Origin of the sequence: Xenorhabdus sp. NBAII XenSa04 (assembly GCF_963866145.1) — a bacterium.
GTDB lineage: Bacteria > Pseudomonadota > Gammaproteobacteria > Enterobacterales > Enterobacteriaceae > Xenorhabdus > Xenorhabdus indica.
The window spans coordinates 1-19,601 of record NZ_CAWMEB010000212.1 but is presented as its reverse complement, the minus strand read 5'-3'; the positions used below and the strand labels follow the sequence as shown (position 1 = coordinate 19,601).

At 41.8% G+C, this 19,601-nt stretch carries 13 protein-coding genes; 4 read left to right on the top strand and 9 right to left on the bottom strand.

The genetic code is table 11. The features are described 5' to 3' along the window. The 6 genes from AAC147_RS08525 to ppsR form a co-directional block, all read right to left on the bottom strand. A complete protein-coding gene (locus AAC147_RS08525) occupies positions 1–1,029 on the bottom strand; it encodes a FecCD family ABC transporter permease (RefSeq protein ID WP_047680150.1) in 1,029 nt (342 codons plus the stop codon). Beyond that, positions 1,026–1,853 (bottom strand): heme/hemin ABC transporter substrate-binding protein, encoded by an 828-nt coding sequence (locus AAC147_RS08520; protein WP_047680148.1) that lies wholly within the window; start codon positions 1,851–1,853, stop codon positions 1,026–1,028. The genes AAC147_RS08525 and AAC147_RS08520 overlap by 4 nt, the downstream gene beginning before the upstream one ends. Beyond that, positions 1,850–2,923, bottom strand: a complete 1,074-nt coding sequence (locus AAC147_RS08515) for a hemin-degrading factor (protein ID WP_047680145.1) — start codon at positions 2,921–2,923, stop codon at positions 1,850–1,852. Before AAC147_RS08515 ends, AAC147_RS08520 begins: the two co-directional genes overlap by 4 nt. 89 nt (positions 2,924–3,012) lie before the next feature. Then, positions 3,013–5,091 carry a TonB-dependent hemoglobin/transferrin/lactoferrin family receptor gene (locus AAC147_RS08510; RefSeq protein WP_047680143.1) on the bottom strand — a complete coding sequence of 693 codons (2,079 nt, stop codon included), beginning with the start codon at positions 5,089–5,091 and terminating at the stop codon, positions 3,013–3,015. Positions 5,092–5,494: 403 nt separating this feature from the next. After that, complete coding sequence (locus AAC147_RS08505) at positions 5,495–6,541, bottom strand: 3-deoxy-7-phosphoheptulonate synthase (RefSeq protein ID WP_047680141.1); 1,047 nt, start codon at positions 6,539–6,541, stop codon at positions 5,495–5,497. A gap of 162 nt (positions 6,542–6,703) precedes the next feature. Next, a complete protein-coding gene (gene ppsR, locus AAC147_RS08500) occupies positions 6,704–7,567 on the bottom strand; it encodes a posphoenolpyruvate synthetase regulatory kinase/phosphorylase PpsR (RefSeq protein WP_047680139.1) in 864 nt (287 codons plus the stop codon). Positions 7,568–7,805: 238 nt separating this feature from the next. On the opposite strand from ppsR, the gene ppsA reads away from it, so the two are divergent. After that, the gene (ppsA, locus tag AAC147_RS08495; protein ID WP_047680137.1) at positions 7,806–10,184 is read left to right on the top strand and encodes a phosphoenolpyruvate synthase; all 2,379 of its coding nucleotides are present in this window, start codon (positions 7,806–7,808) and stop codon (positions 10,182–10,184) included. Positions 10,185–10,654: 470 nt separating this feature from the next. On the opposite strand, the gene ydiK is transcribed toward ppsA, so the two are convergent. Then, a complete protein-coding gene (gene ydiK / locus AAC147_RS08490) occupies positions 10,655–11,764 on the bottom strand; it encodes an AI-2E family transporter YdiK (protein WP_047680135.1) in 1,110 nt (369 codons plus the stop codon). Positions 11,765–11,970: 206 nt separating this feature from the next. Here ydiK and ydiJ point away from each other — a divergent pair, with 206 nt between their 5' ends. The 3 genes from ydiJ to AAC147_RS08475 all read left to right on the top strand — a co-directional run bounded on the left by ydiJ (position 11,971) and on the right by AAC147_RS08475 (position 16,864). Next, positions 11,971–15,057 carry a D-2-hydroxyglutarate dehydrogenase YdiJ gene (ydiJ, locus tag AAC147_RS08485; RefSeq protein WP_047680131.1) on the top strand — a complete coding sequence of 1,029 codons (3,087 nt, stop codon included), beginning with the start codon at positions 11,971–11,973 and terminating at the stop codon, positions 15,055–15,057. Beyond that, positions 15,054–15,467, top strand: coding sequence for a hotdog fold thioesterase (locus AAC147_RS08480; RefSeq protein ID WP_047680128.1), 414 nt, complete (start codon positions 15,054–15,056; stop codon positions 15,465–15,467). The genes ydiJ and AAC147_RS08480 overlap by 4 nt, the downstream gene beginning before the upstream one ends. Positions 15,468–15,799: 332 nt before the next feature. After that, a complete protein-coding gene (locus AAC147_RS08475) occupies positions 15,800–16,864 on the top strand; it encodes a L,D-transpeptidase family protein (RefSeq protein WP_047680126.1) in 1,065 nt (354 codons plus the stop codon). A 72-nt stretch (positions 16,865–16,936) separates the two neighbouring features. Here the strand turns inward: AAC147_RS08475 and AAC147_RS08470 are convergent, their stop codons facing one another. Further along, a complete protein-coding gene (locus AAC147_RS08470) occupies positions 16,937–17,173 on the bottom strand; it encodes a major outer membrane lipoprotein (protein ID WP_047680124.1) in 237 nt (78 codons plus the stop codon). Positions 17,174–17,654: 481 nt separating this feature from the next. Continuing rightward, positions 17,655–19,064, bottom strand: coding sequence for a pyruvate kinase PykF (gene pykF / locus AAC147_RS08465; protein WP_047680122.1), 1,410 nt, complete (start codon positions 19,062–19,064; stop codon positions 17,655–17,657). Positions 19,065–19,601 lie beyond the last annotated feature (537 nt).

The following is a 19,601-nucleotide window of genomic DNA, read 5'->3' as shown; positions in this document are numbered from 1 at the left end:
TTACAAACGGCCTTTTGAAGGTTTAAGGATTAACCCTAAGAAATAAGGGGCACCAATTAAACCGGTAATAAGACCAACCGGCATTTCGGCGGGAGCAACTAATGTTCTGGCTAATGTATCCGCAGTTAACAAAAGACATGCACCACCCAGTGCTGATATTGGTAATAACCAGGAATGATCGCCACCAAACCGCAATCTGGCAAGGTGGGGGATAACCAAACCAATGAAGCTGATAACACCACTCAATGCGACCGCGCAGCCAATTAGCAATGCACTAAGCAGAAGTAACTGAAATTTCGTTTGTTGGACATTAATGCCTAAATAGTGGGCTTCTTCATCGCCCAATTGCAGTAGATTGAGTTTTCGAGATTGACTGAGTGCTAACAGGCTGACAGGAATAATAATAGAAGCAGCAATAATCAATGTTGGCCATTCAATCTGGCTCAGTGAACCCATCATCCAAATGGTAAATTGACGTAATTGCTGGTCATTACTGATATAGCTCAATACACCGATAAATGACATACACAGTGCATTAATGGCGATACCTGCAAGCAGCAATTTCGATAAATTACCGTGGCTATATTTATTTAATGAAAAGATCAGTAATGAGATTAATAAACTACCACCAAAAGCTGCAATAACATGACCATACAACGCAATATTTTCAGATAACATGTTGTCTGAGAAAGAGAAAGGCAAAAAGGTGGGCACAACAATCATGATTGCCACAGTCAGTGCAGCACCACTGCTGATCCCCAATAATCCGGGATCAGCAAGAGGATTACGAAATAATCCCTGCATTATGGCACCGGAAACAGCCAGCGCACCGCCAATCAGAATCGCCAATAGAATGCGTGGTAGCCGGATATTTAACCAGATTTGCCACCGTGGGTCATCCAAAGAGGATTCCCACAGAGTTTTAAAAGAAAGAGGCAATGCCCCCATATTGGCTGAACTGATTGCCAGAATAAATAGCAATATGCCCAGTAACATCAAACCAAAACTGGGGGATTGGGTACGACTCATTGCACTTTCTCCGCAGCTTCACGGACTTGTTTCATCACTTCCGGGGTATGGATACCGAATCCGAGCAAGCTCATTTCATCCACAACGACCACCTGTTTTTTCTTTCCTGACGGAGTAAAGCTCAAGCCCGGAAGTTGCCACAGTTTATCCACACCACCTAGCGTTTTCAGTCCCTCGGTGCTGACTAACAGCAAATCCGGCTGGCTGGCGATAACACCTTCCTGAGATAAAGGGCGGTATCCTTTGAATCCCTGCATGGCATTTTGGGCACCAATGGCATGAATAATCTTATCCGCAGCGGTTTGTTGGCCGGCGGCCATTGGCATAATCCCACCGTGACTCATAACAAACATCACTTTTGTGGGAATGCTTGACGTGGTGATTGCAGCCAATCGTTGTTGATATTGAGTGATTAGCTTTTCACCACGTTTTTCCTGGTTGACCGCCTTGGCGACGGTCTTGATTTTTTCAGGAACGGCTTCTAACGAGGCTTTGCTGGTCACTTTAATAACTTTCACACCGGAATCTTCGATTTGCTTGAGTGCCAGAGAAGGTTGGGCTAATTCACTAGTGATCACCAGTGATGGGCGCATAGACAAAATCCCTTCTGAATTCAGCATTCGCATATACCCCACATCTGGCAATGAGAGTATTTCCTTAGGGTTTTGACTGGTACTATCCCTGGCAACAACATGCTGTCCTTCGCCAAGTGCAAAAACAATTTCAGACACATCACCGCCAATTGTGACAATACGTTCAGCAGAGTCAGCAGAAAACGCACTGGAGGAGATGGCAAGCATAAATGTTAGAAGCCACTTTTTCATGCTACACAAGTTTCCTTTTCTGGTTGCAGTTTAGGTAGTGCGGCAATTTGTTCGCGCCACTGTGCCTGCTCAGGAGTACCTTCGGTACGCTGACCATACAGTTGGGCGATTTGGTTACCGTCCGCATCGAACAACTCAAGGCTGGTAACGAAACCATCTGTTGTTGGTTTGCGTGTGATCCAGCTTTCAGCAATAGCACTTTCAATCAGGTGCAATGTGAAATTATGATTAAAAATATTAGCCCACTTCTGGGAAGAGTTTTCTTCCTGATACGGCATCAGACGCTCAAGTGTACCCGTAAAGATCTGGATACAACCGCGATTTCCAACGAAGATCATAATTTCATTTTGATCTTTGTGTGCAACTTCAAGGATCTGAGTCAGGGCGGAATTCTCTACACGGTAAGCCAAATCATCTTTGACAGCATTGAAAATCTGCTGGCGATTCAGATTATGACGTTTCATCATGATGAAGAACTGGTGAACGTCGGTCATTGCACGCCACTCTTCATCCAATTGTGTTTTCAGCTCTTCAGTCACTTCTGCATATTCAGGGGCTTCTTCAGGTTTCACTTCCAGCACCGGGTTTTCATCTGTCTGATATTTCTCAATCAGGGCTTCCCATGCAGCCATATCAGTATGTTCTGTTGTATACACTTTGTGCAGAGCATCACCCTGGCGATCAAAGAATTGGATACTGTGACGTATACCATTTTTCGTAGGTTCTACTAGAGAGAAAACACAGCTCCAATGTTCAAAGAACATACGTAAATCCAGTTCACGCGGATTGAGGATCAGACCAACATGCTGGCTGAACTTCGTGTTTTCGTAACGGCCAACCTGTTCGTGGACAGCAAAATCATTACGGGTAATGGCCTTGGTTTCACCGACTGTTGCTAATTCTTGCAGCAGGGTAGGAGCATCAACGTTCAGACGTTTTGCGTCGATACCGACACGACTGTGCAGTAATTCTCCTTCGCTGACATTAAGATAAGCGGCTAAGTCGCGTGCATATTTAGCTTTATTATCCGCTTTTGCCTGTAGGTAACGTTCATAAAGTGACTGATTCACAGATACTAGCTCCTTAAAAAAACTGCGTTAAAGGTTAAAAATTAGGGCTGCTATTCTTTACCATCGGTAGTCTTTACCACCGATAGTCTTTACCACTGGTAGCTGACAAACAGTTTGGCATTGCGGCCACTCTGCGGTGCACCCAGTGATGAATAATATTGCTTGTCGAAAGCGTTGCCGAGTACGACAGAGGCCGTTACACCTTTTAGCTGGTCTTCACCGTGGTAACTGATGTAGAAATCATTGACGCCATAGCCTGCATATTGAGTAACTTTTTTTCCACGTTCATCTTTGTCACCGTTAACGCCTATGAACTGGGTACGTTGAGTAAATTTACCGATCCAACCAATAGAAAAACCGCTACTGGAAAGAGGAATATCTAGTGTGCTGGTGACTGTATCTGGGCTGAGGGCATCAATAGTTTTGCCAGTTTGTTCATTTTTGCCTGTAGTACGGTTGTAAGCCAGATCCCATGAGAACCAATCAGTGTTATATGTCATCGAAACGTCCCAACCCCAGATTTTGGCTTTCGGGATATTGATCGATGTTGTGAACCTCATATCAGGGGTTACATCGGTAGAAATATAATCTTTTGCTTTAGTATCAAAATAGCTGGCTTTAAATTTCAGTCCATCATTGCTGGTAAGTAGATCATCGAAACGGAGCCCGAAGCCATATTCCTGAGTTTCATTGCTTTCAGGGCGTAAGTTAGGATTCGGCTTCCAGTAATTGGTGAAAGTGATAAGGCCTTTTTTTGTTTTTATATCCATAGAGAAATGTTTGGAATCGTTATACATTTCCCCCATTGTCGGCGAGCGGAATGCCTGAGAGTAAGAAGCAAACAGCATCGACCAATCTGTTGGGGTGATACTGATAGCACCTTTTGATGACCATTTGTCGGCATTGATATCTTTATATTTATCATTTGATGCCTTGTAATTGTCGTAACGTGTACCGACGATAAATGAAACTGGCAAGTCACGAATGGTTATTTCATCTTGAATCCAACCGGATGCAAAACGGATGTCTGCATGCGGGAATCCATTTATACCATTGCTGCTTGGTTTTTGTTTCTGTTTATACAGTTCGCTACCATAAGTAAATTGATGTGCAGCGAAGGCGTTGGCACTCAAGTGAGAACGATTTTCCAGTTTTATACCGTAAGTTTCTTGTTTACGGCCTTCAAAACCATTTTTTTTACTTTTAGCATTAATGCTAATGTTGGAATAGTAAATATCTGTTCTGAAATTTAACCAGTTATATTCTGCCGGATTTAACTTATAAGTCAGTTGCGCGTCACGTTGTGTTGTGGTGCGATCAGTCTGTGCTGTTTTATCTGCTGTTTTGACAGATTGTGGGTTCAGTGGTTCATTAGCCTTATTACGGTAATAACGAAGTTCGCCACCGATTGATTGGCTGTCATCAATTTTCCATGTCCCTTTAGTCAGTACATTGCCGATAATCTCATCATTTTGGCCTTTTACCCCGCCGCCATAACGAATATTGCCAACATCACGGGTACTGAAACTCAATAGACCATCAAGATTATCGGTTTTACCAAATGCGGCTCCGCCGAATCCCCAACTGTGATCCCCGGTTCCGGCACGACTAAAAACACGAAAACCGGTATTTTGCCCCGCCTGTAAGAGATCTGCGGCATCAACTGTCTGGTAGGCAATAACCCCGCCTAATGCACCACTACCATAGAGCAGGGCAGATGGGCCACGGACAACTTCGACTTGTTTAATCAGTGAGGGATCAAGGAAGATGCCATTAATATGCCCGGTGTCAGTACCTTGACGAACGCCATCAACCAGCATTAAAACGCCTTTTTGAGAGTAACCACGAAGGTTGATATCTTGCCCGTTAGCGCGCCCGTAATCCGTAGTGTTAATCCCAGGGATCTTGTTCAGCAAGTCATTTGCATTACCTGCAACTTTACTGCTGGCTGAGTTACCTTCAACAACTGTTACCATCATAGGTGCTTCAAAACTGTCGCGTTGATTCCCTGTGGCATAAACCGTCAGTGTATCTTTATGATGTTTATTATTCTCTGCTAAAGCTGTTTTTTCATCTGGGATGGTTGCTGCGTGAGCAGAAGACAACCCTGTCAGAATGACAATACTTAGTGCAGACAATTTCAGGTTTGGTGGTTGAATTCGGGTCATATAGGTTATCTCCATAATTTTGCTGTGTTTTAAAGCATACGAATGGTTTTGAAACATACATATATTGTTTTAAGAACCATTGAGATGCATCACGGTGAATTCTCTGAATTGTTATTACGTCAGAGTAAAGTTATCGGTTTGTGTCGAATCACGATGTAACGCAAGAAGGATCTGTTGTTGCAAAGGATTGATGTAGTAGCACAGGCAATCAGTTAATGTTTTCATAACCCAATATGAACAATAATTATTCTAATATTGAGAATAATTATCGTTTCTGTCTTGGTTAACTTCAAGCTATTTTTTTGTGTGGGTATAACTGACTCAATAGATGGGTTTTGTATGATTTTTCAGATGAGGGGTTGGCTCCTACTCCCACGTGAACAGAAGCCAATAAAAACGATATTCAGAACCGACTTTCAATTGCTTCGGCCAGAATACTAAGGAATTGTTCGGTATCTTGCCAGCTAAGGCATGGGTCAGTAATAGATTGTCCGTAGGCCAGGGGCTCTCCCTGCATGATTTTTTGAGAACCTTCCACTAAGAAACTTTCTGCCATGACACCCGCAATAGCCGTTGAACCAGACTGGATCTGTTGGCTGATATTTCTGGCTATATCCAGTTGTCGGCGGTGAACTTTCTGACAGTTTCCATGACTGCAATCTACGATCAAGCGTTCTGGTAGGTTGAATTCGCGTAATTTCTGACAAACTGCTGTAATATCTTCAGCACTGTAATTCGGTTTTTTCCCACCGCGCATAATGATATGCCCATAAGGATTTCCACTGGTCTGATAGATGGTCATCTGTCCATCTTTATCTGGTGACAAGAACATATGTCCGGCACGTGATGCACGTATCGCATCAATAGCAATATGAATATTACCGTCAGTACCATTTTTAAATCCGACCGGACATGACAGTGCAGAGGCCATTTCCCGGTGGATTTGGCTTTCTGTTGTTCTTGCACCGATTGCTCCCCAGCTAATTAAATCTGCAATATATTGCCCGATGACCATGTCCAGAAATTCTGTGGCGGTGGGCATTCCCAACTCATTAATATCAATTAATAATTTACGGGCGAGTGAAATTCCTTTATTGACATGACAAGAACCATCCAACATAGGGTCTGAAATCAATCCCTTCCAGCCAACAACAGTACGAGGTTTTTCGAAGTAGGTTCGCATTACGATTTCCAGACTGTGCTGATATTTTTTACGCAATACGTGCAAACGTGAGGCATAATCAAGGGCGGCATCAACATCATGTATAGAGCAAGGCCCAATGATAACCAGCAAACGTTGGTCGTTGCCTGTAAGAATAGCTTCAATACGTCTGCGTGATACTGTCACATTTTGCAATGTTTTTTCTGATATGGGATATTGCTCAGAAAGTGTTTTAGGTGTTATTAATCTGTCAATTGGGTGGGTTCTTAATTCATCTGTTTTGTGCATATACTTTCTCAAATTCTACTTCATCTTGGAATACAGTCTGGCGTAATTGAAATTACAATAACTCAACCTCCGGCAAATTCAACAGACAATAATTACAATTAAATAAGAAATCGCAAGCATAAGATTGTAACGGTATTCTGAGAGGTGCTGGTATTTCCGGGATCAGAACATGCGCCGTTTCAATCCCATACTGTCAATAATTTTGGTTGAAATCTCCTCGACAGAATAATTGGTGGTATTTAAGTAATTAATTTTGTTTTTGCGAAATAGGGCTTCAACCTCAGTAATTTCGATCCGGCATTGTCGTAATGAAGCATAACGACTATTTTCTCTCCGTTCTTCCCGGATAGCGGCCAGTCTTTCCGGGCTTATTGTCAATCCGAAGAGTTTCTGCTGGAAAGGTTTTAGATCAGCAGGCAATTGCAGATTATCCATATCATCCGCAGTGAAAGGATAGTTTGCGGCTTGAATGCCGAATTGCATGGCAAGATAGAGGCTGGTGGGGGTTTTCCCACAGCGGGAAACACCCAGAATAATTACCTGAGCCTGATCGAGATTGCGTAATGAAACACCATCGTCATGTGCGAGGGTGTAATCAATGGCTGCGATGCGGGCATCATATTGACTCAGATTTTTTTCAGATAAACCGTGGGTACGGTGTAATTCAGGTTTAGGTTCCAGCCCGATTTCTTGCTGCAATGGTGCAACGAGAGTCTGGACAATATCCAGGCAAAAACCTTTACTGCTGGTGATAATATTTTTAACTTCATTGGAAATGATGGAATAAAAAACGAGTGGCCTGATTTGTGTTGCCTGATAGAGGGTATTTATCTGGTTCCTAATTTCTTCTGCTCTCATTTTGTTGGTGACAAAGGGTAAGGTATAAGACGTGATATTAATCGGGAATTGAGACAATACAGCATGACCCAAAACTTCTGCCGTAATTGCTGTACCATCGGAAATGAAAAATACACTGCGTTCCAGAATTTCATTGTCCTGAGTCTGAGGGAGTAGGATCTCTATCATTGTGCTTTTCTTTTATTGTTGAGTTTATAGGGAGTTAGCAAAATATTAGCTGAATCGTTTTTATTACAAATTACAGCCATAGATAACGTTCCAGATTATACGTGTAAAAAAATAATATTGCTGGGTTGATCGATTCACCTTTCTATATGTAGCGAGACATTGTGCTAGGCTATTTCCTGCTGTAAAAACAGCTTTAATTTTCCGAGTTGTACCTCCGAATGTAAAAAGGATAGTTTCAATGTCCAATAATGGCCTTACCCCATGTAATGTGCTTTGGTATAACCAATTAGGCATGAATGATGTTAGTCGGGTCGGTGGTAAAAACGCCTCTCTTGGCGAAATGATCACTAATCTGGCTGACCTTGGTGTATCTGTCCCCAATGGTTTCGCTACAACTGCACAGGCATTTAATGATTTTCTGGAACAAAGCGGTGTTAACCAGCGTATTTATCAATTACTGGATGAAGTTAATGTTGATGATGTTAATCAATTAGCTAAGGCTGGCGTACAGATCCGCCAGTGGGTGATTGATACACCATTTACGGCACAACTGGAAAAAGATATCCGCGATGCTTATTTGCAATTGTCTGAAGGTGAGCCGGATGCTTCTTTCGCTGTCCGCTCCTCTGCGACGGCTGAAGATATGCCGGATGCTTCTTTTGCCGGACAGCAAGAGACTTTTTTAAATGTGCAGGGCATTGATGCTGTGATGATTGCTATTAAACATGTCTTTGCATCTCTCTTCAACGATCGTGCTATCTCCTACCGTGTCCATCAGGGCTATGACCACCGTGGTGTTGCATTATCAGCCGGAGTACAGCGTATGGTGCGTTCAGATCTGGCATCATCGGGTGTGATGTTTACGATTGATACGGAGTCTGGTTTTGATCAAGTCGTGTTTATTACATCTGCCTATGGTTTGGGTGAAATGGTTGTACAGGGAGCAGTAAATCCTGATGAGTTTTATGTCCATAAACCTACATTAAAAAATAATCGCCCTGCGATTGTCCGTCGTAATTTGGGCTCCAAAAAAATACGTATGGTCTATGCAGACAGTAAGGAGCATGGTCAGCAGGTACGTACAGAAGATGTCTCTGAGGCGTTACGCAATCGTTTCTCTCTTACTGACAGTGAAGTTGAAGCACTGGCAGGACAAGCATTACTGATTGAAAAACATTATGGCCGTCCAATGGATATTGAGTGGGCGAAAGACGGGCACAATGGCAAGCTATATATTGTACAAGCACGCCCTGAGACAGTCCGCTCAAATCAGCAGGTGATGGAGCGTTATCAACTGAATGAACAGGGTCGTGTGCTGGTGGAAGGCCGTGCGATCGGGCACAAAATCGGTGTTGGTACGGTTAAAGTTATCCACAATCTCAGCGAAATGGATCGTATCCAAGTAGGGGATGTGTTGGTAACAGACATGACCGATCCAGATTGGGAACCTATCATGAAAAAAGCGGCGGCGATTGTTACCAATCGTGGCGGCCGTACTTGTCATGCTGCTATTATTGCTCGTGAATTGGGTATTCCTGCGGTAGTAGGTTGTGGTGACGCGACAGAACGCTTAAAAGAGGGTGAGCAAGTGACTGTTTCTTGCTCTGAAGGGGATACTGGTTTCGTTTATCAGAATCAACTGGATTTCAGCATCCAAAGTTCTCAGGTTGATGAACTGCCAAAGTTGGATGTTAAGATCATGATGAATGTGGGCAATCCGGATCGGGCGTTTGACTTTGCCTGCCTGCCGAATGAAGGTGTAGGTCTGGCACGTTTAGAATTCATTATAAACCGCATGATTGGTGTTCATCCCCGTGCCCTGATTGAGTTTTCTGAACAATCCCCCGAACTACAGGAACAGATTAAATCATTAATGGTAGGTTATGATGATCCTGTTGAGTTTTATGTCGGACGTCTGACGGAAGGTATTGCGACGTTGGCGGCCGCATTTTGGCCTAAGCGCGTTATTGTACGTTTATCTGACTTCAAATCTAATGAATATGCGAACTTAGTTGGCGGTGATTTATACGAACCACACGAAGAAAACCCGATGCTTGGTTTCCGTGGTGCTGGTCGCTATGTTTCTGACAGTTTCCGTCAATGCTTTGCTTTGGAATGTGAGGCGGTCAAACGAGTGCGTAATGTTATGGGGTTAACTAACGTCGAAGTGATGATCCCATTTGTACGTACAGTAGCACAGGCCGAAGCGGTAATTTCAGAATTGGCATTACAGGGGTTGAAACGTGGTGAGAATGGGTTGAAAGTCATCATGATGTGTGAAATTCCATCAAATGCATTATTAGCGGAACAATTCCTTGAGTATTTTGATGGTTTTTCTATCGGTTCAAATGATATGACTCAATTAGCATTAGGATTGGATCGTGATTCGGGGGTTGTATCTGAATTATTTGATGAGCGTAATGATGCAGTGAAACAATTACTTTCTATGGCAATTCGGGCAGCTAAGCGACAAGGAAAATATGTCGGTATTTGTGGTCAGGGGCCTTCTGATCACGAAGATTTCGCTGAGTGGCTAATGAAAGAAGGGATTGACAGTTTATCATTGAATCCTGATACCGTTGTTAGAACCTGGATTTCTCTAGCGGGAAATAATTAGTAACAACTTATTCAGACATGAACTAAAAAGCCTGTTAAAAATATTTTCAGGCTTTTTGTTTTTTATAACATAATCTTTTTTAACATTGGCGATATATTATATAGAACCAATGAAAATTTTTCCTAAACCCAAAAAAAAAGCCTATCATGGGCTGACAGGCAAAGACTACACACAGCAATATATATTACTTCACTTATCCCAGTTTGTGGCGTTTACAAACTAAGACAGCAATTCATGGGAAACATTGTTTCGATGAAAAGAATACTAATTTAATAAGTGAGTTTATTCATTAAGAATTCTCTTAATAAATCAGAATTAAAAAAACAAAATTAAAAAATAACTTTTTTGTAACAAATTTTTGAAGGATTTATTTACTGGTGGGATGAATTTTTATTTTCTATAGAACCGAGATTATCTATTTACATTAATTGATAATTGCGCGGAAAAATCATATTCCGCGCTATCATTTATTATTGTATATGGTCTTTTTTGAAATATTGTTCTATATGTTCTATTTTATTTTCAGGTTCAGGAACTTCATCCATCCAGGCCAGCAACAAGCTATAAGAAACAGCTAATACCACCGGGCCGATAAATAATCCAATCACACCCAGTGAAAGTATACCTCCGATAACACCAGTGAGAATTAAAACCATAGGTAAATCGGCACCAAGTCGAATAAGGAAAGGACGAAGAACCCCATCCATTGTGACCAGAATTAAACTCCAGACAACTAAAATAGTTCCCCAGGTTGTTTCTCCTGTCCAATAAAGCCAAACAATGGATGGGATAAGGACGAGTAAAGGGCCTAATTGAGCAACACAGAGTACAAACATTATGACTGTTAGGATCATGGCATAAGGAATACCTGCGATTGCTAACCCAATTCCACCAGCGATAGCTTGTACGAGTGCTGTAACGACCACACCTAAAGCAACAGCACGAATGGAACGAGCAGCCAGTAGCACGACAGCATCACCACGTTTACCTGCCAGCCGGATAGCGAAATGGCGAATGCCTAGCATAACGTGTTCACCTTTCCAATAAAGCAGGACACTGAACAGTACCATCAGTGCTAGGTGGAACAGAAAACGGCCTGCATTGGCGGCTTGAGCAAAAAACCATGTTGCTGCTTTACCAATGTAAGGCGGAATTTTGGCCAGAAGCATGTTACTGCCTTCAGCAAGAGTGTCTTGCCATTTAATATATAAGTCATTGCCAATGACTGGGATTTTATTGAGCCATTCCAATTGAGGCAGGTGTATATTGGCTGGAGATTTTGCCCATGTAATTAGTGGTGCGCTGTTTTCCAGCAAGCTGCCAACCAGTAAGGCAATAGGAATAACAAATAATAAAATCAATATTAATGTCATGACGGAAACCGCGATCCAGCGCTTTCCCCATAAATGTTGTTGTATTTTTTCCATTAGTGGCCAAGTTGCGATAACCACCATTCCTGACCAGATGAATCCTAAAATAAATGGACTCAAAACCCAAAAGCTGGTCGTAATGAGTAGTAAAATGAAGAACAGTACAAATAGCAGTTTGGGTAAATCGTGACGTGGTTGCGATTTTTCCATGAAATGATTTCTCTCGGCAATTGATAATATTGTCAGAATCAACAATGGTAAATAAATATAACGTTATTTCACAGATTGCTCAAAATTGTTAAATATTGTGATATCGTTGAAAAACTATCTATTCAGATCCCAGTCTGAATTGATTGTTAAGGTAGTATATAAATAAAGCAATGTGGACACTTATTAGAAAAAGGGGCAATGAGCCAATGATCCCACGTATACCACAAGCCCCCCAAGTCAGTGAACTGGTAAAGGAATATTTGACTGTATTGAAGGATACTGGTTTTACAGGTGATACTGCCAGCAATTACGCAGATAGACTGACTATGGCGACAGATAATAGTATTTATCAGTTGTTACCACAAGCGGTTATCTTTCCGCGTTCCAGTGCCGATGTTGCATTGTTGGCAAGGATTGCAGGAGAAGAACGCTTCCATTCTCTGACATTCACCCCCCGAGGTGGGGGAACTGGTACGAATGGCCAGGCCCTCAACAATGGTATTGTTGTAGATATGTCCCGGTATATGAAAAGGATTCTGGAAATTAATCCAGAACAAGGCTGGGTTAAAGTTGAAGCAGGTGTTATTAAGGATCAACTCAACCAATACCTAAAACCTTTCGGTTATTTTTTCTCTCCTGAATTATCAACCAGTAACCGCGCCACATTAGGCGGCATGATCAATACCGACGCATCCGGTCAGGGATCGTTAGTATATGGTAAAACGTCAGATCATGTACTTGGTGTCCGTGCTGTTTTACTGGGGGGAGAAATGCTTGATACCCGCCCTATGAGTACAACACTGGCAGAATCGATTGCGGAAGAGAAATCGGTTATCGGCCATGTCTATAAAACGGTACTTGAACGCTGTCGTGAGCAACGGGAATTAATTGTTGAAAAGTTCCCAAAACTCAATCGATTTTTGACAGGTTATGATTTGCGTCATGTTTATAGTGATGATATGCAGTCATTTGACTTGACACGCATATTAACGGGATCTGAAGGTACTCTGGCCTTTATTACCGAAGCAACATTGGATATTACACCATTGCCGAAAGTCAGGCGGCTCGTGAATGTAAAATATGATTCTTTCGATTCAGCCCTGCGCAATGCTCCGTTTATGGTTGAAGCCAAAGCGCTTTCTGTTGAAACAGTGGACTCAAAAGTTCTCAACCTCGCACGTGAAGATATTATTTGGCATTCAGTGAAAGAATTGATTGCTGATGTTCCAGACAGAGATATGCAAGGCTTAAATATTGTTGAATTCAGCGGAGATGAGGAACAGCAAATTGATCAGCAGGTTAACGCTCTCTGCTTGCGCCTTGATGAATTAATGGCAAACAATCAGGCAGGTGTTATCGGTTATCAGACTTGCCACCATTTGGATGATATTGAACGCATTTATGCCATGCGGAAAAAATCTGTTGGATTGTTAGGTAACAGTAAAGGTGCAGCTAAACCTATTCCGTTTGTTGAAGATACTTGTGTACCACCTGAACATCTTGCTGATTATATTGTCGAATTTCGTCAGCTTCTTGATAGCCATCAGCTTGATTATGGCATGTTTGGTCATGTGGATGCGGGCGTTTTACATGTTCGGCCGGCATTAGATATGTGCGATCCTCAGCAGGAAATTCTTATGAAGCAGATTTCCGATGAGATAGTTCGCTTGACGGCTAAATATGGCGGGTTGTTATGGGGAGAGCATGGCAAAGGTTTTCGGGCAGAGTATAGTCAGGCTTTTTTTGGTGAAGCCTTGTACGATGAATTACGTCGGGTTAAAGCGGCATTTGATCCACACAACAGGTTGAATCCGGGAAAAATCTGCCCGCCAATGGGAATAGATGCCCCGATGATGCAGGTCGATGCCACTAAGCGTGGCACTTATGACAGAATTATTCCGGTTAATGTCAGAAACACATTCCGTGGAGCAATGGAATGTAATGGTAATGGCCTGTGCTTCAACTTTGACGTAAAAAGCCCAATGTGCCCTTCAATGAAAATCAGCCAGCATCGCATTCACTCACCTAAAGGTAGAGCAACCCTTGTCAGGGAGTGGTTGCGGCTTCTGACGGAGCAAGGCGTTGAACCTAAGTTATTAGAACAAGGATTTGATCAGGCCCGATCCGGTTCACATGGAGTAAGCTTACGTGGATTGATTGAGAAAACGCGTCATAGCTGGAAAGCATGGTGGGGAGAGTATGATTTTTCCCATGAAGTCAAAGAGGCGATGTCGGGGTGTCTGGCATGTAAAGCCTGTTCGACACAATGTCCGATTAAGATTGATGTACCATCATTTCGTTCCCGGTTTTTGGCTCTGTATCACAGCCGTTATTTACGTCCGTTGCGTGATCATATTGTTGCCAATGTAGAAAGCAGTACCCCGTTAATGGCAAAGGCTCCTAGGGTCTTTAACTTCTTCTTGCGGCAGCCATGGGTACAAAAACTCAGTCAACATACTATTGGTATGGTTGATTTGCCACAGCTTTCCTATCCAACATTACAGCAGCAACTCGCCAGTCATTATGCAACCCGGACAACATTAGAACAGCTCGAAATGTTATCTACAACCCAACGTAAGCAGCATGTACTTATCGTCCAGGATCCTTTCACCAGTTATCACGATGCAAAAGTTGTCACTGATTTTGTACGACTGATCGAGAAGTTGGGATATCAGCCAGTGTTGTTACCATTTTCTCCGAATGGAAAAGCACAACATGTTAAAGGATTTTTAAATAAATTTGCCAAAACTGCCGGGAAAACGGCTGATTTTCTGAAACGGGTCGCACAACTGGATATTCCTATGGTTGGTGTTGATCCTGCGTTGGTTCTGTGTTACCGGGATGAATACAAAGATATTCTGGGTGAACGGCGGGGGAATTTTAACGTTCAATTGGTTCATGAATGGCTGGTGAACGTGTTGCCGGAAATTGCCTTAAAAGGAAAACGTGACAAGGTAACATCCAGTCATGATTGGTATTTATTGGGGCATTGTACAGAAGTGACAGCGTTACCTAATAGTGGTAAACAATGGATTGATATTTTCCACCATTTTGGCTGTAAATTAAACAACATCAATGTGGGATGTTGTGGTATGGCAGGCACATATGGTCATGAGAAAAAGAACCTTGATAATTCGATTGGCATTTACAGACTTTCATGGGCGCCTGTACTGAATAATTTAGCTTTGGAACATTGCCTCAGTACTGGATATTCATGTCGTAGTCAGGTGAAACGCGTAGAAGGAAAAGGACTTAAACACCCATTACAAGCTTTATTGGAGATAATGCAGTGATTTGGAAACGTCATCCAGATGTAAACATGTTAAATCAATTGGGTATTGATTGTATTTTGGATCATCTTGGAATAGAAATTACTCAGCTTGGAGATGATTTTATTGAAGGAACAATGCCTGTTGACCAACGAACTAAACAACCATTTGGCATCTTGCATGGTGGAGCATCAGTGGTGTTAGCTGAGACACTTGGCTCCCTTGCAGGTTATCTTTGCTCTGAAGGTGAACAAAAGGTTGTGGGGATAGAAATTAATGCTAACCATATAAAAGCGGTGCGTAAGGGCATAGTTAAAGGGATCTGCAAACCAATCCATCTTGGGCGTACTCATCAGGTCTGGCAAATTGATATCTATAATGGACAACAGCAATTATGTTGTACATCCCGCCTGACTACGGCTATTTTATCTTAATATTCAATATATTATAACGTAAGTTGATTAATTTAAGTTCCTGTTGATATTTGTTGGCAGGAACTTTTGGGGTTTATCTGAATATTTGGTTGATTTCAGCCAATTCATTCTGAATATAGCTGAAAATAAAACATAGCTTGTTTTACGGCAGGTTTTGACTATTGATATGTTAGTCTGGTGTAATTACGTTGCCATCAGTTGTAAGATGCGTTGTAGTCTGAATACTGTTCAAATTTAGCTTTGGCTTTGATTGTGGCAAAGGGAATAGAATAGTCTCCCAGGATAGGCTATTAATTAACCACTGGCATTCAAATAACATTGAGGAAGTGTGTATGAAGCGATTTTTGACTTTTATCAGTACTTTCTTGATCGGCATGTTGTCGTTCTGTGGGGCAGCTAATCTAGCTTATGCAGTGGAATATCCATTGCCACCGGCTAACAGTCGCCTGATTGGTGAGAACTCCATCTATGTCGTACCTGATGATGGTCTCCCGTTGGAAGCCATTGCCGCCAAATACCAAATAGGTTTGCTGGCTATGCTGGAAGCCAATCCTGGTGTTGATCCTTATCTCCCCAAACCTGGTACAAAACTCATTATTCCGTCACAGATGTTACTTCCCAATGTCCCTCGTCAGGGGATTGTCATTAATCTTGCTGAACTGAGACTTTATTATTTTCCAAAAGGAAAGGATCATGTCATTGTTTACCCAATTGGAATTGGGCAGCTTGGGCGCAATACACCAACAATGACGACATCGGTTAGCCAGTTAATTAAACATCCGACATGGACACCTACTGCTAATATCCGTAAAGATTATGCAAGTCGCGGTATTATCTTGCCGGCGGTAATACCTGCAGGCCCGGACAACCCGATGGGTGATTTTGCTCTGCGTTTGGCAGCAGGGCGTGGAGAATATCTGATACATGGTACTAATGCGAATTTTGGTATTGGTATGCGAGTCAGTTCGGGGTGTATCCGTTTGCGTCCTGATGATATTGAGGCACTATTTTATAATGTTCCGAAGGGAACCCGTGTTCAGATTATTAATGAACCAATCAAATATGCGGTAGAACCAGATGGCAAACGCTATGTTGAGGTTCATCAACCACTTTCAAAGACAGATGCTGATGATCCTCAAACAATACCGATTAAGCGTACAGAAGGGTTATTAAAGTTTATTGAAAACAGTAATACGAATGCTGTCTTGGTGGATCAGGCGATAATTCGTCGTTCTGGACTGCCTGTGGTAGTCAACAAGGGAACTATTTCATCCGGTAAGGAGGAAAGAGAACTCCCAAGTTTGATGGAAGAACGTGAAGAAGCTACTCTCAATATTCAGCCCGTTAAATTACCACCGTTGAGCCAGCCTGCTCCAATTTATCAAACTAAATCCTAACCGAAACAGTGAATAGGGAACATAAAAAATGGCGTACTTACCAAGTACGCCATTCTTGAATATGCTACAAGTTTATTTTTTATAGGAACGAACTTGATTATCAAGACGTTGATTCGCACGAGAGGCTTCGTCTCTCGCTGTTTGTACATCAGAACGCATTGAGCTAACTTCATTGCTCAGTTGGTCAACTTTTGAACCCAGAGTTTGAACCTGAGAGGAAAGCTGATCAACTTTAGGTGGGTTTGTACAACCCGCTAACATAATAGAAGCAAGAATTACTGTGCCAAGTACAACTTTAGTACGATTCATCACAATACCCTCTAGATTAAGTTAATCTCCAAGTAGCTATCTAATTATTACACAAACTTTTTTGGAAAGAGAATAAATTTTTGTCTAAAGAAACCAATTATACTGTTTTTTATTCTAAAAAAAGTTAATAATTTTTAGATAATCGCAATAAAACAGTAGTGCGATGAATAATTAAATCAGAAAAATCTTAAACATTACGTGATGTATCTTCCAGTTTTTACTGCTTGGCTGTAATAAATAAAAAAGATCCATTTTGCCTATTTTGTCAAAAAATTAGCGACCAATATCTGCAAATCTAGTAAATGAGATCAGTATTAGTATAAATGGTTTTAAAATAAACGGAGTATTTTTTATGCTCAATGTTTTGAATTATTTCAGTGTGAACGTTTGTTTATTATTGAGGTGTGGCTAAAAGGCAGGAGTTATTTTTGCTTGACAAGCTGCTCATTAATTGGGCAGCTTGTCTTGTTTTCAAAAATAATTACAGTACATGAACAGAAGAAGTATTTGTTGTACCGCTTGGTACTAATGCACCGGATACCAACACAACTATATCTCCTTTGCTTGCCATACCGCTGGCTAATGCCGCTTCTTTACCAATACGGTAGAAATCATCAGTAGAAGCAATTTCTTTGACAACTTGCGTAGAAACACCTTTAACTAGTAACAACTGACGAGCAGTAATTTCATTGGTAGTCAGTGCAAGAATAGGAGCATGAGGGAAGTATTTACGAATAGATCTTGCAGACTTACCACCATAAGTCGCCACAACAATCAGAGGTGATTCCAATTTTTCGGCAATTTCTACCGCTCCACGGCAAACCGCTTCGGTAACACGCAACTTCTGAGTTTTGGTATTTTCGATTCGGCTCCCCATGACACGATCTGTACGTTCACAGATGGTTGCCATAATGGAGACGGCTTCAACAGGGTATTTCCCTTTAGCACTTTCGCCGGAAAGCATCACTGCGTCAGTACCATCCAAGATTGCATTGGCAACGTCGCCTGCTTCAGCACGGGTAGGGCGTGGATTTTTGATCATGGAATCCAGCATTTGAGTCGCAGTGATGACAACTTTGCGTGCAGAATTACATTTTTCTATCATCATTTTCTGCGCAAAAATCACTTCTTCTACAGGGATCTCAACACCCAAATCACCACGGGCAACCATGATGCCGTCTGAAGCTTCCAGAATTTCATCAAAATTATTCAGACCTTCCTGATTTTCAATTTTGGAAATGATTTGGATGTGTTCGCCACCGTGGGCTTTTAAATGTTCGCGGATTTCCAGAACATCAGAACGCTTACGAATGAAAGATGCTGCGATAAAATCAACACCTTGCTCACAACCAAAGATAAGGTCTTGCTTGTCTTTTCCTGCCAGTGCAGGCAGGTTGATAGAAACATTTGGCAGATTGACGCCTTTGTTTTCACCTAAGTCACCGTTATTCAACACTTCACAAATGACCTCAGTTTCGGTGATACTTTTTACTGCCATAGCAATCAGGCCATCGTCAACCAATACTGTATTACCCACAGATAAATCCGCTGGTAAACCTGGATAGGTTACGGCAACACATTCTTTATTACCGATGACGGATTGATCTGTTGTGAAAGTGAAAGTCTGACCAGACGTTAGAGAAACATCATTACCACCTTCCAACTTCATGGTTCGGATTTCAGGGCCTTTGGTGTCCAGTAAGATAGCTGCTTTTTTGCCGGTTTTTGCAGTAACTGCACGAAGATTTTTAATACGTTGACCATGTTCTTCGTAGTCACCGTGAGAAAAATTCAGGCGCATAACATTCATGCCTGAGTTAAGCAGTTCGGTTAGTTTTTCCTCGGATTCAGTTTTTGGTCCGATAGTACAAACAATTTTGGTTTTTTTCATGACAATCTATCTACTGGTTTTTATGAATTAAAAAGAGTGAATCACCAACCATTGACATTATAAGCCAGTGTCATTTGGCATTGTTAGTTGCGCAACATAACAGAAAACGGGTGGCAGAAAATGTCAAATGGTTGCTTTTCATGAAGCCAGGCATGTATGGACATGTGGACTTGGAACGATTAATCATTTGTAACTTTTCTGAGTTCGGTAAATCAATTGGCTGAAACCATTCAACATATGACAATGCGTATTATAGAGACTAATTTCTGTGAAATGAATTAAAAAAAGAGTTCTCGAAAAGATTTATGTTAAAGGAACAAAAAATACTCACATACAAGTTAGGAAAATCAGTAAGTTGTTGTGCAATAGTATCGAATTGGATAGTTGTATTTCGGTTGGGGATGAGAATAAGTATGGGCCAATCAGTACCAAATGTGACAACTAATAAACAGAATAACCAGATTACAAATGAAGAGGGTTAAAAGTGAAAAAAGAATAGAGGATAACCATAAAGATATGGTGCGTCCGAGTGGACTC